The organism is Shewanella sp. SW32, from assembly GCF_025653365.1.
Taxonomy (GTDB): Bacteria; Pseudomonadota; Gammaproteobacteria; order Enterobacterales; family Shewanellaceae; genus Shewanella; species Shewanella oncorhynchi.
This window is the reverse complement of record NZ_JAKKSJ010000008.1, coordinates 41,783-55,452: the sequence shown is the minus strand read 5'-3', so window position 1 is coordinate 55,452 and position 13,670 is coordinate 41,783. Positions and strand designations below refer to the sequence as shown.

The 13,670-nt window shown below is 44.8% G+C and carries 13 protein-coding genes; all 13 read left to right on the top strand.

Features of this window, described 5'->3' with window-relative positions; all coding sequences use genetic code 11:
* The first annotated feature begins 83 nt into the window (after positions 1-83).
* The 13 genes from hfq to L5M28_RS06220 all read left to right on the top strand — a co-directional run bounded on the left by hfq (position 84) and on the right by L5M28_RS06220 (position 13,533).
* The gene (gene hfq, locus L5M28_RS06280; protein ID WP_006084207.1) at positions 84-356 is read left to right on the top strand and encodes an RNA chaperone Hfq; all 273 of its coding nucleotides are present in this window, start codon (positions 84-86) and stop codon (positions 354-356) included.
* Positions 357-379: 23 nt separating this feature from the next.
* Entirely contained in the window at positions 380-1,687 is a 1,308-nt protein-coding gene (gene hflX / locus L5M28_RS06275) for a ribosome rescue GTPase HflX (RefSeq protein WP_028761769.1), read from the top strand.
* A 36-nt stretch (positions 1,688-1,723) separates the two neighbouring features.
* A complete protein-coding gene (hflK, locus tag L5M28_RS06270) occupies positions 1,724-2,863 on the top strand; it encodes an FtsH protease activity modulator HflK (RefSeq protein WP_028761770.1) in 1,140 nt (379 codons plus the stop codon).
* Positions 2,864-2,866: 3 nt separating this feature from the next.
* Positions 2,867-3,760: a protease modulator HflC gene (gene hflC / locus L5M28_RS06265; RefSeq protein ID WP_113939145.1), complete on the top strand. Its 894-nt coding sequence runs from the start codon at positions 2,867-2,869 to the stop codon at positions 3,758-3,760.
* A gap of 370 nt (positions 3,761-4,130) precedes the next feature.
* A complete protein-coding gene (gene petA, locus L5M28_RS06260; protein WP_006080059.1) occupies positions 4,131-4,721 on the top strand; it encodes a ubiquinol-cytochrome c reductase iron-sulfur subunit in 591 nt (196 codons plus the stop codon).
* Entirely contained in the window at positions 4,721-5,935 is a 1,215-nt protein-coding gene (locus L5M28_RS06255) for a cytochrome b (RefSeq protein ID WP_263202777.1), read from the top strand. The genes petA and L5M28_RS06255 overlap by 1 nt, the downstream gene beginning before the upstream one ends.
* Complete coding sequence (locus tag L5M28_RS06250; RefSeq protein WP_131523976.1) at positions 5,935-6,630, top strand: cytochrome c1; 696 nt, start codon at positions 5,935-5,937, stop codon at positions 6,628-6,630. Before L5M28_RS06255 ends, L5M28_RS06250 begins: the two co-directional genes overlap by 1 nt.
* Positions 6,631-6,726: 96 nt before the next feature.
* The gene (gene sspA, locus L5M28_RS06245) at positions 6,727-7,356 is read left to right on the top strand and encodes a stringent starvation protein SspA (RefSeq protein WP_006080065.1); all 630 of its coding nucleotides are present in this window, start codon (positions 6,727-6,729) and stop codon (positions 7,354-7,356) included.
* Positions 7,356-7,793, top strand: coding sequence for a ClpXP protease specificity-enhancing factor (locus tag L5M28_RS06240; protein WP_105250272.1), 438 nt, complete (start codon positions 7,356-7,358; stop codon positions 7,791-7,793). The genes sspA and L5M28_RS06240 overlap by 1 nt, the downstream gene beginning before the upstream one ends.
* Before the next feature lie 178 nt (positions 7,794-7,971).
* A complete protein-coding gene (locus tag L5M28_RS06235; protein ID WP_263202774.1) occupies positions 7,972-8,556 on the top strand; it encodes an anthranilate synthase component II in 585 nt (194 codons plus the stop codon).
* Positions 8,557-8,735: 179 nt separating this feature from the next.
* The gene (locus L5M28_RS06230) at positions 8,736-11,216 is read left to right on the top strand and encodes a prolyl oligopeptidase family serine peptidase (RefSeq protein ID WP_263202773.1); all 2,481 of its coding nucleotides are present in this window, start codon (positions 8,736-8,738) and stop codon (positions 11,214-11,216) included.
* Positions 11,217-11,421: 205 nt separating this feature from the next.
* Positions 11,422-12,567: an HDOD domain-containing protein gene (locus L5M28_RS06225; RefSeq protein WP_263202771.1), complete on the top strand. Its 1,146-nt coding sequence runs from the start codon at positions 11,422-11,424 to the stop codon at positions 12,565-12,567.
* A gap of 54 nt (positions 12,568-12,621) precedes the next feature.
* A complete protein-coding gene (locus L5M28_RS06220; protein ID WP_219251059.1) occupies positions 12,622-13,533 on the top strand; it encodes an alpha/beta hydrolase in 912 nt (303 codons plus the stop codon).
* The last annotated feature ends 137 nt before the right edge of the window (positions 13,534-13,670 follow it).

Here is a 13,670-nt window from a genome sequence, read left to right as displayed (position 1 = left end):
CTTGCTGTATAATACTAAAACTAAACAAAAAACTATCACTGATATCGATTTATTTTATATAAATTAAAAAAGGAAATAATAAAATGGCTAAGGGGCAATCTTTACAAGACCCATTTTTGAACGCATTGCGTCGCGAGCGCGTTCCTGTATCAATTTACTTGGTTAACGGCATTAAACTCCAAGGACAGGTAGAGTCGTTTGATCAATTTGTCATTCTGTTGAAAAATACAGTGAGCCAAATGGTTTATAAACACGCTATTTCTACTGTCGTGCCAGCACGCCCATTCAACGTTACTGGTCACCAAAATGCCCAAGGCGGATATGGTGCTCAAGATGATGCGCCTAGTGGCGAATAAGTATTATCTGAGGAGTTTGCTTCTTGTTTGATCGTTATGAGGCGGGAGAAACTGCGGTTCTTGTCCATATCGACTTTTCCGATGAGGAACGCCGAGAAGATTTAGTCGAGCTGCAGCTATTAGTAGAATCAGCTGGGGCAAGATCAGTCGGGGTGATTACTGGAAGTCGACGTTCACCGGATCGCAAATTTTTTGTGGGTTCTGGTAAAGCCGAAGAGTTAGCTGCATTAGTGGCGGCGACTGAAGCCAATGTGGTGATTTTTAATCATGCATTGAGTCCAGCCCAAGAGCGTAATCTTGAGCAAGTGTGTCAGTGTCGTGTGCTCGACCGTACGACACTTATTCTCGATATTTTTGCCCAAAGAGCGCGAACTCACGAAGGTAAGTTACAGGTGGAGCTAGCGCAATTGCGCCATATGTCGACTCGCCTGATCCGTGGTTGGACGCATCTTGAAAGGCAAAAGGGCGGTATTGGTTTACGTGGTCCAGGGGAAACCCAGCTCGAAACCGATAGACGTTTGCTCAGAGGACGGATTAAAAATATCAACAAACGCTTAGAGCGAGTTGATAAGCAACGTGAACAGAGTCGACGTGCACGTAAGCGTAGTGATTTGTCGACAGTCTCATTAGTCGGCTACACAAACGCGGGTAAATCAACGCTTTTTAATGCCCTAACATCATCTGATGTTTATGCTGCAGATCAGCTATTTGCCACACTCGATCCTACGCTAAGAAAGTTAGATTTACCTGATGGTGCTGTGATATTAGCGGATACTGTCGGGTTTATTCGTCATTTGCCCCATGATCTCGTTGCTGCATTTAAGGCAACCTTACAAGAGACAAGGCAAGCTGAGTTATTACTACACATAGTTGATTGTGCAGATGAAAACATGGCGGATAATTTTGATCAGGTTCAATCTGTACTGAAAGACATCCAAGCCGATGAAGTCATGCAACTCGTGGTCTGTAACAAAATCGATTTACTCGAAGATGTGACGCCAAGAATTGAATATAACGACATAGGCAAACCCGTTCGAGTTTGGGTGTCAGCACAGAAGCGTTTAGGATTTGATTTGCTCTTGAAAGCCATCACTGAGCTTATTGGTGAGGTGATTAAAGAGCTAACACTTAGAATTCCGGCAACTGCTGGACATTATCTTGGCCAGTTTTATCGACTGGATGCGATACAGCAGAAAGAGTACGACGATCTGGGGAACTGTATTTTGTCTGTTCGTTTATCGGACGCCGATTGGCGCCGATTAACAAAACAGAGTCAGGGTGAGTTAGAAACCTTCATCTTCGAAGATTCGATAGATGAAGCTGTTTGTTAATAATCTAATTTATTTCATCCACTTATGGAGTGCTAAATGGCTTGGAACGAGCCCGGTAACAAGGGTAATGATCCTTGGGGAAATAAAGGTGGTAACGACAAAGGACCACCGGACCTTGACGAGGTTTTTCGTAATCTTTCAAAGCGCTTTGGCGGCAAAGGAAATGGCTCAGGCCAGTCTTTTAGTTCGTTTAGCCTAATCATCATTCTTGCTGTTGCTGTAGTTGTTTGGGGACTTTCGGGTTTTTATACAATTAAAGAAGCTGAGCGTGGTGTGGCACTGCGATTTGGTAAACACGCTGGCGAAATTGGCCCTGGACTTCATTGGAAAGCCACATTTATCGACCAAATTTATCCCGTCGACATTCAATCGGTTCGCTCTATTCCTGCGTCTGGTAGCATGCTGACATCCGATGAAAACGTCGTGAAAGTTGAGCTTGATGTTCAGTATCGTATTTTAGATGCTTACTCATATCTATTTAGTGCCGTCGATGCGAACGCCAGTTTGCGTGAAGCGACTGACAGTGCACTGCGTTATGTCATTGGACATAACAAGATGGATGATATTCTGACTACGGGCCGTGATGCTATTCGTCGCGATACGTGGAAAGAGTTAGAGCGCATTCTTGAACCGTACAAATTGGGTCTTGCTGTTGTTGACGTTAACTTCTTACCGGCACGTCCGCCAGAAGAAGTGAAAGACGCCTTCGATGATGCGATTTCTGCCCAAGAAGATGAACAACGTTTTATTCGTGAAGCTGAAGCTTATGCCCGTGAAATTGAACCAAAAGCTCGTGGTGAAGTTGAACGTATGGCGCAACAAGCGAATGCTTACAAAGAGCGTGAAGTCTTAGAGGCTCGCGGTAAAGTGGCTCGTTTTGAGTTGTTATTACCAGAGTATCAAGCTGCGCCTGAAGTGACTCGTAAGCGTTTGTATCTTGATACAATGCAGCAAGTGATGACAGATACGAATAAAGTGCTGATTGATGCTAAGAACAACGGCAACTTAATGTACCTACCGCTAGATAAGTTAATTCAGCAGAAGCCTGCGACAAATGAGCTGGAAGCTAAGCCACAGCAAAATGTTAATTCTTCATCTGTATCAACGACTCGCGCGAATGAGCCTTTGAGTGGACGTCCATCCCGCGATGATCGTACTCGCCAAGGGAGGGAGTAATCCATGGGTAGATTAAGCGTTATTCTTATCGCCGTGCTCTTAGGTATTGGTTTGTCATCTTTAATGGTGGTGAATGAAGGCGAGCGCGCTATTGTGGCGCGTTTCGGTGAAATTTTAAAAGACGACGTTGACGGTAAGCAAGTCACCCGCGTCTACGGCCCAGGCCTGCACATGAAAGTGCCTGTGATCGATAAAGTAAAATTACTCGATGCCCGTATTCAGACACTCGATGGTGCAGCTGATCGTTTTGTGACTTCAGAGAAGAAAGACCTTATGGTCGATTCCTATGTGAAGTGGCGCATTATGGATTTCGAAAAATATTACCTGTCTACAAACGGTGGTATTAAGTCGAATGCAGAATCGCTATTACAACGTAAGATCAACAACGATTTACGCACAGAGTTTGGTCGTCGCACTATCAGAGAGATTGTTTCTGGTAAGCGTGATGAACTGCAAAATGATGCGTTATCCAATGCCTCAGAAAGTGCAAAAGACTTAGGTATTGAAGTTGTTGATGTGCGTGTAAAGCAAATCAATCTACCGGCTAACGTCAGTAACAGTATTTACCAGCGTATGCGTGCAGAGCGTCAAGCTGTGGCAAAAGAGCATAGAGCGCAAGGTAAAGAACAGTCTGAAATTATTCGTGCAACAATAGATGCTAATGTGACGGTGAAGATTGCCGAAGCTGAACGTAAAGCCTTAACCATTCGAGGTGAAGGGGATGCGTTAGCAGCGAAGATATATTCTGATGCTTACAACAAAGATGCTGAGTTCTTCGGTTTTGTTCGTAGCTTAGAGGCTTATCGAGCCAGCTTCTCAGGCAAGTCCGATATTATGGTGTTAGAGCCTGATAGCGAGTTCTTCAAGTATATGAAGAGCACTGCACCTAAGAAGTAATACATTAAAAGTATTCATTTAATAGGTCCTGTTACTCAGGGCCTATTTTTTTATCTGACGATTGTTAACTTAGTTTGAAAAGTCTGGGCTAATTTATATTAGCGATGCATGCTTTATGCCGATGTCACAGACAAGAAGCTTAAAATATGATCCAAATGAATTAAAATGGGTTAATAGTTGGGTCTTTTTTAGGCTTTTTTTAAAAAACACGCAATCTCCCTAACTTACTTGCGTGTTTTCACTATGATCTGCTTCTAATTTTTAGCTATAATGAGCCCCGCTTCAAACTTCGATTTTTGACCCTAGTGATGACTAAGGGCTGAAAGTCTTTGAAATATAAAAATTCCAACACCCTCTGGGAGATAAGTGGATGAGCAATGCGCCAGTCGATACCGGACGTCGCAGATTCCTGACAGCCGCAACCGCCGTAGTAGGTGGTGCTGGTGCCGTCGCTGTAGCGGTTCCTTTCATCAAGTCATGGAATCCGAGTGCCAAAGCGAAAGCTGCAGGTGCACCGGTCGAAGTAAATATCAGTAAAGTAGAGCCAGGTCAGCTGATCCGTGTTGAGTGGCGTGGAAAACCTGTATGGGTTGTCCGTCGCACAGATGCTGTGATCAATGAACTGCCAACACATGATGATAAGTTAAGAGATCCTGCTTCTGCTGAGATGCAGCAGCCTGATTATGCAACAAATCCTTTGCGCTCAATCAAGCCAGAGTATTTTATTGCTGTCGGTATTTGTACCCACCTCGGATGTTCACCTACTTATTTGCCAGATTCATTTGGTGAGCAAGTTGAAGGTGTCACTTCTGGTTTCTTCTGTCCATGTCATGGCTCTAAGTTCGATATGGCTGGTCGCGTTTTCCAAGGCGTACCTGCTCCATTGAACCTAGTTATCCCTCCACATCAATACGTTGATGATGGCACCGTGATTATCGGTGTAGATAAAGGAGTGGCGTAATGGTTAAGAATTTAATTAATTGGATTGATGCGCGTATCCCAATGACGGCGACTTATAACCGTCACGTGGGCCAGTACGCTACGCCAACTAACTTTAACTTTTGGTATTTTTTCGGTTCGCTAGCGATGTTGGTATTGGTTAACCAATTACTGACAGGTATCTGGTTGACGATGAACTATGTACCAACAGCAGAAGGCGCATTTGCCTCTGTTGAATACATAATGCGTGATGTTGAATACGGTTGGTTGCTGCGTTATATGCACTCAACGGGTGCATCAGCCTTCTTCGTTGTCATCTATCTGCACATGTTCCGTGGTTTAATTTACGGTTCATATCAGAAGCCTAGAGAACTACTGTGGCTGTTCGGTATGTTAATTTTCCTCGTGTTGATGGCCGAAGCCTTTATGGGTTATTTGCTGCCATGGGGTCAAATGTCATATTGGGGTGCGCAGGTAATTATATCTCTGTTCGGTGCGATTCCAGTTATTGGTGACGACTTAACCCTGTGGATCCGTGGTGACTACGTGATCTCTGGCGCAACGCTGAACCGTTTCTTTGCGCTGCACGTTATTGCTCTGCCGCTAGTATTAGTCGTACTCGTGTTTTTACACTTAATTGCGCTGCATGAAGTGGGTTCTAACAACCCTGACGGTATCGAAATCAAGAAGAACAAAGACGAAAATGGCTGGCCAGTTGACGGTATTCCATTCCACCCATATTACACTGTAAAAGACATCATGGGCGTCGCGGGCTTCCTGATTGTATTCTGTTACGTGTTGTTCTTTATCCCTGAGGGCGGTGGTTACTTCCTTGAGAAGCCAAACTTTGAACCGGCTAACTCGATGAAGACACCAGTGCACATTGCACCCGTTTGGTACTTCACTCCTTTTTACGCCATTTTACGTGCTGTGCCTGATAAATTGGGTGGCGTGATAATGATGGGTCTGTCGATTGCAGTACTGTTCGTATTGCCTTGGTTAGATCGCTGTAAAGTGAAGTCAGTTCGCTACCGTAGTACGCTACATAAGCTGAATATTGCTCAATTTGCTATATCTTTCATAGTATTGGGTTATTTAGGGGTAGTGCCTGCCACGCCGACGCTGACGATAGTTGCACAGGTGTTTACTTTCACTTACTTTGGTTTCTTTGTGGCGCTGTGGGTATACAGCAAGAATGAAAAAACTAAACCTGTTCCAGCGAGGTTGACACACTAATGAAAAAATTATTGATTGCATTAGTTGCCTTGTTGCCGACCTTGGCAATTGCCGCGAGCGGACACGTACATTTAGAAGACGCCAATGTTGATCTGCATGATAAAGCTTCTTTAGAGCGTGGTGTGGACCTGTTCCAACATTACTGTTCTGGTTGCCACAGCACTCAGTATCAACGTTATGAACGTGTAGCGACCGATATCGGTATCTCTGCGGATGATATGCGTAATAAGTATATGTTCACCGATGCTAAAATTGGTGAGTTGATGCAAAACGCTATTCCACCTAAAGATGCTGCTAAATGGTTTGGTGCTACACCGCCAGACTTAACTTTAGTTGCTCGCGTGCGTGGTGAAGATTGGGTTTATTCCTATCTGAAAGGCTTCTATAAAGATCCAAGTCGTCCATTTGGTGTGAATAACACAGTATTCCCATCTGTTGGTATGCCACATGTACTCGAAGAGTTACAAGGCACACCAGTTAAACAAGAAGATGGCACTATTGTGGTGACTGGCGGTAAATTGAATGCGGAAGAATACGACCAAGCAGTACGTGATATCACTGGCTTCTTAGTTTATTCGGCTGAACCTGTTAAGCTAGAGCGTCAAGCTATGGGCTGGTGGGTACTCGGATTCCTATTTATATTCTTTATTGTGGCCTACCTCTTGAAGAAAGAGTATTGGAAAGATGTACACTAGGCACCAATAACGGGTAAAATGTAATATCCGCATAGTGTAAACGGGGGGCTTTGCCCCTCGTTTACTTTTGTTTTATTTCGATTCTGGAGGGTATCAATGGCTGTTGCTGCCAACAAACGCTCTATCATGACACTGTTTTCAGGTGCTGATGATCTGTATAGCCATCAAGTACGTATCGTGTTAGCTGAGAAAGGGGTTACTGTTGATGTTTTACAGGTCGACCCTAACGAAATGCCTGAGGATTTGCTCGAAGTAAATCCATATAACTCAGTGCCAACTTTGGTAGACCGTGAACTCGTTTTATATGAATCACGCATTATCATGGAATATTTGGATGAGCGTTTTCCTCATCCGCCTTTGATGCCAGTTTATCCAGTGTCTCGCGGCCAAAGCCGTTTGATGATGCATCGCATCGATACTGACTGGTATTCGCTCGTTGACCGTATCCGTAAAGGTGATCGTGTTGAAGCGGCTCGTAAAGAGTTGACTGAAAGCCTGATCGCAATTGCGCCTATCTTCGGTGAAGTGCCTTACTTCATGAGCGAAGAATTTGGTCTAGCGGATTGCTACCTTGGCCCATTGTTGTGGCGCTTACCTGTATTAGGTATTGAGCTAGATAGCCGTGTAGCTAAAGATATCAAAGCGTATATGACACGTATTTTTGAGCGTGAATCGTTTAAAGCTTCTTTAACTGAAGCCGAACGCGAAATGCGCATGGGTATGTAATGAAACCTTTGACTCCAAATCGTCCTTATTTACTAAGGGCTTACTATGATTGGTTGATGGACAACCAATTGACTCCTCACGTTGTGGTTGATGCCTTTGTTGAAGGCACTCAAGTACCGCAGCAATACGTGAAGGATGGCCAGATAGTGTTAAATATCGCTGCTGGCGCAGTGGGCAATTTGCAAATTAGCAATGAGTGTGTGGAGTTCAATGCGCGTTTTGGTGGTGTTCCTCAGCAGGTGATGTTGCCAATGGCGTCGATTGTCGCTATTTATGCCCGCGAAAACGGTGCTGGCACTGTCTTCGATATCGAAGATGCTTACCTGATGGACGATGAAGTCGATTCATCTTTATCTGTCGTTGAAACAACAGATAAAGCGTTTGAACCGACAGACGAGCCCCCTAAGCGTCGCAGTCATTTAACTGTGGTTAAATAACTGTGGTGAAATGCCCAAGTCGTTTAAAAACTAAGCCAGTCTAATGACTGGCTTTTTTGTCGCTGTATTTTATCGCCGTAATTGGTTAAACCTTAAGTACAAGGTGTGATAGCATTTGCGCCCGCATTCATCCGTTAGATATGCGTTACCTTTACCCATTTAGACCAATGGATCTTGTATGTTGCTAATGATCGATAATTACGACTCTTTCACCTTTAACTTAGTGCAGTATTTTCAGCAGCTAGGGCAAGAGATAGTGGTTAAGCGTAATGATGAAATTAGCCTAGCCGACATTGAGGCGCTTGCGCCTAGTCATCTGGTGATTTCGCCCGGACCTTGTACTCCCAATGAGGCGGGGATCTCCCTCGCGGCGATTGAACATTTTGCTGCGCGCATGCCAATCTTAGGTGTCTGTTTGGGACATCAGGCGATGGCACAGGTTTTTGGTTCCAATGTAGTGCGTGCCGAACGGGTAATGCATGGCAAGGTCAGTGCCATTACGCACACTGGCCAGCGGTTATTTAAGGGATTAAATCAGCCTTTAACCGTGACACGTTATCACTCGTTACTGGTTGATGCTGTGCCTGAAGGTTTTGTACTCGATGCTTGGTTTGACGATGCAATTCACGGCCGAGAAATCATGGCCATGAGCCATCAAGACTTACCGCTTTATGGAGTGCAATTTCATCCCGAATCAATTCTCACCGAGCAAGGTCTCGAACTGTTAGCCAATTTTTTAGTGCAACCGGCTGTGCCCGTATAATTTCCTCGCCTTAAAAACTCTCCACACTATCAATTTCTGTTACAAGATTTATCCTTCTTTTAAGCAAGTTTAGCGATTAACTATGCTATAACTGCCGCAAAACTACGCGAATAGGCGAAACCAGCAGATAAGTAGACTGGGTCATTTAGCCATTGCGATAACAATAAAAGGAAGGATAAATGAGAAGCGTAATGCGAAATTTGGGTTTTAGTGCGTTAGCGGTTGCCGTATTGGCAGGGTGCGCAGCGACATCGACTGAAACTGCAACTCCCGTAATAGCTCCGCCAGCATTCCAAGTTCCCTTAGCCCAACCGCCACAAGTTTCACAGGCGCTTACGCTTAATCAAATTATGGCAAATCCTGATTGGATGGGGATCTTTGCCAAAGAGGCTTACTGGAGCGACGATAGCCAAAGCGTGCTATTTGCCCGCCAAGCGAGTGCTTCACCTCTGCGTAGCTATTATCAGCAAGGCATCAATGACAGCCGCGCCGTCGAGCTAGCTCTCGATAAGTTATATGCGGCAGATCAGCAGTTTGGCGTGTTTGATCGCACTAAGTCCCACAAGGCTTACCTATATCAAGGCAACATTTTTGTTAAGCAATTAAGCACGGGTAAGATCAGCCAATTGACTCGCCAGCGCACCGCCATCGATGGTGTGCGTTATCTCAATAATGGCGATATTGCCTATTGGCAGGGCGACAATGTTTTCCAAATTCATCAAGATTCAGGCTTAGTCGAGCAACTTGCTGAAATTAAAATGGCGAAAGCACCAGAAGCGGTAAAAGAGCCGACGTCTTATATTGCGAAACAACAGCACAGATTGATTCAGTATGTAGCGCTGCAGCAAGAAAATGCTAAAGCTAAAGCGCAGTACCAAGATGAATTACAAAAAAACGATCCAACGCTCGCCGCCAGCACTTGGTATTTAGGCGATAGCGAAGTGGTGTCAGAGCTGAGTTTATCACCCGATGGCCGCTATATTTTAGTTGCGCTTACAGATAAAAATTACACAGGTAGCAGCGAACACGACATCATGCCTAATTACTTAGGTAGCGAAGGTTATATCGACCCTGTGCCAGTGCGTGCGCGCGTGGCTGAAGATACGCCACCAGGGCAACGTTTTGTTGTGCTTGATTTAAAACAACATAAAAAAGTCGATATCACAATCGAGGGCCTTACTGGTTTTGATGAAGATGTGCTAGCCAAAGTGAAAGCTGAAAATGCTAAAGCGAAAGGCGAAACTTATCAAAGTACTAAATCGCCACGTAAAATTCAGTTGATGCAGGATTGGGGCTGGACTCAGAGTGCGATTCAATGGCATGAGTCGGAAAATAAATTAGCCCTGATGCTAGAAGCAACTGATAACAAAGATCGCTGGATCGCCAGTGTCGATCTTGCTAAGGGTAAATTCATTACCGAACATCGTTTGCATGATGATGCATGGGTGAATTACGACTACAACCAATTCGGTTGGTTACCGGATACGGATACCTTGTATTACTTGTCAGAAGAGTCCGGTTATTCGCAGCTTTATATTAAAGCTCAAGGCGAAAAGCCGCGTGCGTTAACCCAAGGCAAGTTTGTGGTGAGTGATATTACGCTGTCACCGGATGCCAATTACATCTATTACAAAGCGAACCAGAGTCACCCCGGCATTTATAACGTTCACCGCGTGAATCTTGCCACAGGTAAAAATGAGCAACTAACCCAGTGGGATGGCAACTTAGATTACAGCTTAAGCCCCGATGGCACTCAGCTATTACTCAATGCTTCACGCCGTACTCAGCCAAATGAGCTTTATGTTCAACCCATTGGCGGCGAGTTAAAGCAGCTGACGTCTTATACCAGTGATGCCTTCAAAAATTACCCATGGCAAGCGCCAGAAGTGGTAGCAGTACCTTCAAATCATGGTGCTGGCAATGTGTACGCTCGAGTTTATCTGCCGCAAGGCTATGATAAGTCCCGCGCTGAGAAATATCCTGCGGTGATCTTCAATCACGGCGCAGGTTATCTGCAGAATGCCGATTATGGTTTTAGCGGTTATTTTCGCGAGTTTATGTTCCACAACCTGCTGACTCAACAAGGTTATGTTGTGATGGACATGGATTACCGTGGCTCTAAAGGTTACGGCCGAGATTGGCGCACCGCTATTTATCGCAATATGGGTCATCCAGAAGTGGAAGACTTAAAGGATGGCGTAACGTGGATGGCGACTCATACCCATGTCGATACTAAGCGTGTCGGTACTTATGGTGGCTCTTACGGTGGATTCTTAACGTTTATGTCTTTGTTTACCGCGCCGGACTTGTTCCAAGCTGGAGCTGCATTGCGTCCTGTGGCGGACTGGGCACATTATAATGCGCCTTATACCTCTAATATCTTAAATACGCCTGATGTCGATCCTATCGCCTATGAGCGCAGCTCTCCTATTGAGCATGCTCAAGAATTAACTAAACCATTGCTTATCATGAGTGGCGTAATGGACGACAACGTTTTCTTCCAAGACAGTGTGCGTATGGTACAGCGCCTCATTGAACTGGAAAAACCAACCTTTGAAATGGCGATTTATCCTGTCGAGCCCCATGGTTTCCGTCAACCTTCTAGCTGGTTAGATGAATACCGCCGCATCTATAAGTTATTTGAACAAGAACTCAAATAATTCAGTTCGATTTCTGTTAAAGGTCTCCTAGTCGAGGCCTTTTTATTGGGTAACTGACTAGGAAATATCCGATATAACTCTTTGTTTGCGTTCTGCGACTTTGCATTATTGCTAAGATTAAGTGTATGTGCTGAAATTGTAATGATTTTGAGAGTTTGATTGTGTTGACGTCACTCGGGCATTAGCGATATAGGAAAGATTCATAGTGGCGATTTCGGTTGCGGGCGGTGTAAGACCCGGCAAAATTATAGAGATAGAGCACAGACTCTATCAACAATTGATCCTCGGAAAGCAAAAAGCGAGCCCGACTCTTTTGGATGAACTCGACCTTGAATTAGAGGCCGATGCAAATAAGTTAGATGTTGAACGCGAAGCGATTTTGGTGCGTTTGATGAAACAAATTAAAGCTAAAGAAGTGTTTGAAGCCGTGTCGAGCCAGCTGCATGAAACGGTCAATAACGCCATCGATCATCAACTCGCGTCCCCCGAACTGGTTCTGGCTAAGTCAGACATCAATGAGTCGCAAATCCTCTTGCTGGAATTATTGCTGGCAAAAAATCTCGATGCAACGCGATTAAGGCTACTGATCAGTAACTTAAGTTGGTTGTGCCGCGACTTAACTAACATGGTCAACAGCCCATCTTTTCGCGCTCGCCGGTCTCAGAGCTCAGATGTGCGGGTCACTGATATCAAATTAGTGATGAATTACATCGGTATCGAAAACCTTCGCACCATTATCCCTTACTTTTGTTTGCGAAATTGGCTTCCTAGTGGCAATGCTAAGTTGTTATGGACTACCCGTAAATTATGGCGCTACAGCATAGTCAGTGGCATAGCGGCCAATGCTTTAGCTCAGCTTCATAATACTGACTCAGCCTTGGTTTATAGTAGTGCCTTACTTAATCAGTTAGGTACATCCGTTGTATTGAGTTTAAGTGCCCGTTTATTCGACCAAACATGGGGATCTTGGATAAGAGAAGCCAGTAGCAGCCGTGATAAGGAAGTGTATGATGCAGTGATTGCCACTGAGTTTCCTGCTAAGGCCGTGTTTGAACAAGTGTTAAGCCATGGCCTTAAACTTAATTGGCAATTATTAGAGTTACTTAAGTTTGAAGCGAGTCCCTTAACTCGGTTGTTAAAGGAGTTAGACCGAACCTTAAGCTATCGAGAATTGTCGCCTCAGTCGGCATTAGTCGCGCGGGCAAACTGTTATGCTAAGGTGGTATTACTCGAAGAAATGCGTCAAATCGATCCCCAAGAAAAGCGCTTAATGTTTGATTATTATGAGTTAACTGAGCAAGAAGTACTGCGCTTAAAAGCACAAAACTATAGGAAGTTAGATCTGCTGTAATCCACGGTCTGCTACGTAGCGCCATGATTGCGGCGTTTAAGTAGAGGAAGGGATATGCCAAGCTGGCAAGCATCTGTACTAAATACCATTTTATCCTATGTCGCTAGGCCATCCATCAGTCGTGGACAGGCCAAAATGCCCTTAGCGCAAGTGCGTGAAAAGTTGCTTGAGCTTGATAGACGCTGGCTCCCTTGGCCGGATAAGTTAGTCAGCGCTACCATCCCCTTACAACACTCAAACTTGTTACATTATGTGCTTCTCAACGAACCTCCTCGCCTTGGAAATCTATTTTATATCCGTGGCGGAGGCTTCTGTTTTAAAACGCCCCATGCCCATGCAAGACTGGTCGCAGATATCTGCCAGCGTTGTCAATTAGATGCTTATATTCCGGATTATCGTCTCGCACCTGAGTATCCTTTCCCCGCGCCATTTGATGATGTACTTGAAGCCTATAGACGGTTAATTGAGCTGAAAGGCACGGAGAATTTGATCCTCATGGGTGACTCGGCGGGCGGCAATTTAGCACTGAGTTTGTTGCTGGAATTAAAACGTTTAGCCCTGCCTTTACCGACCGCCTGTATCTTGCTATCGCCCGCGTTAGACTTAGCGCTTACGGGGGATACTGAGTTGATACTCGCAGCCGACGATCCCTTCTTCACCATAGAGGCATTGCTGCGCTTACGTGGCGCTTATCTTGCTGGGGCCGATCCTATGTCGGCAAAAGTTTCCCCCTTACAAGGGAACTTGGTAGATCTGCCGCCCATCTTAGTGATTGCGGGTACGCGGGAGTTATTATTACAGGATTCTGAACGTTTAGTCGCCCAAATAAAAGCCTGTGGTGGTGAAATAACGGGCTGCTTTTACCCTAACATGCCCCATGTGTTTCCTCTGTTCAATTTATTACCCGAAGCCCTTGAAGTGAGGTCGAAAATTGGTCATTTTGTGCTTTCACACTTGATTCGTTAAAATGGTGTAGTTATTCACATTCAGTGAATAGCTAGCAAAATGTGGGGTAAATAACTTTTTTTCTGACTAATTATGCTGCAAGCCACGGGCTTAACCGCTTGTATAGTTCTTAAACTGCAATCTTTATGCACTTTGGG

Excerpts from the sequence above, each read along its gene's own strand:
- hflC (WP_113939145.1), top strand. The coding sequence starts at position 2,867 with ATGGGTAGATTAAGCGTTATTCTTATCGCCGTGCTCTTAGGTATTGGT.
- L5M28_RS06220 (WP_219251059.1), top strand. The coding sequence starts at position 12,622 with ATGCCAAGCTGGCAAGCATCTGTACTAAATACCATTTTATCCTATGTC.
- L5M28_RS06255 (WP_263202777.1), top strand. The coding sequence starts at position 4,721 with ATGGTTAAGAATTTAATTAATTGGATTGATGCGCGTATCCCAATGACG.
- L5M28_RS06230 (WP_263202773.1), top strand. The coding sequence starts at position 8,736 with ATGAGAAGCGTAATGCGAAATTTGGGTTTTAGTGCGTTAGCGGTTGCC.
- hflK (WP_028761770.1), top strand. The coding sequence starts at position 1,724 with ATGGCTTGGAACGAGCCCGGTAACAAGGGTAATGATCCTTGGGGAAAT.
- L5M28_RS06240 (WP_105250272.1), top strand. The coding sequence starts at position 7,356 with ATGAAACCTTTGACTCCAAATCGTCCTTATTTACTAAGGGCTTACTAT.
- sspA (WP_006080065.1), top strand. The coding sequence starts at position 6,727 with ATGGCTGTTGCTGCCAACAAACGCTCTATCATGACACTGTTTTCAGGT.
- L5M28_RS06250 (WP_131523976.1), top strand. The coding sequence starts at position 5,935 with ATGAAAAAATTATTGATTGCATTAGTTGCCTTGTTGCCGACCTTGGCA.
- L5M28_RS06235 (WP_263202774.1), top strand. The coding sequence starts at position 7,972 with ATGTTGCTAATGATCGATAATTACGACTCTTTCACCTTTAACTTAGTG.
- petA (WP_006080059.1), top strand. The coding sequence starts at position 4,131 with ATGAGCAATGCGCCAGTCGATACCGGACGTCGCAGATTCCTGACAGCC.
- hfq (WP_006084207.1), top strand. The coding sequence starts at position 84 with ATGGCTAAGGGGCAATCTTTACAAGACCCATTTTTGAACGCATTGCGT.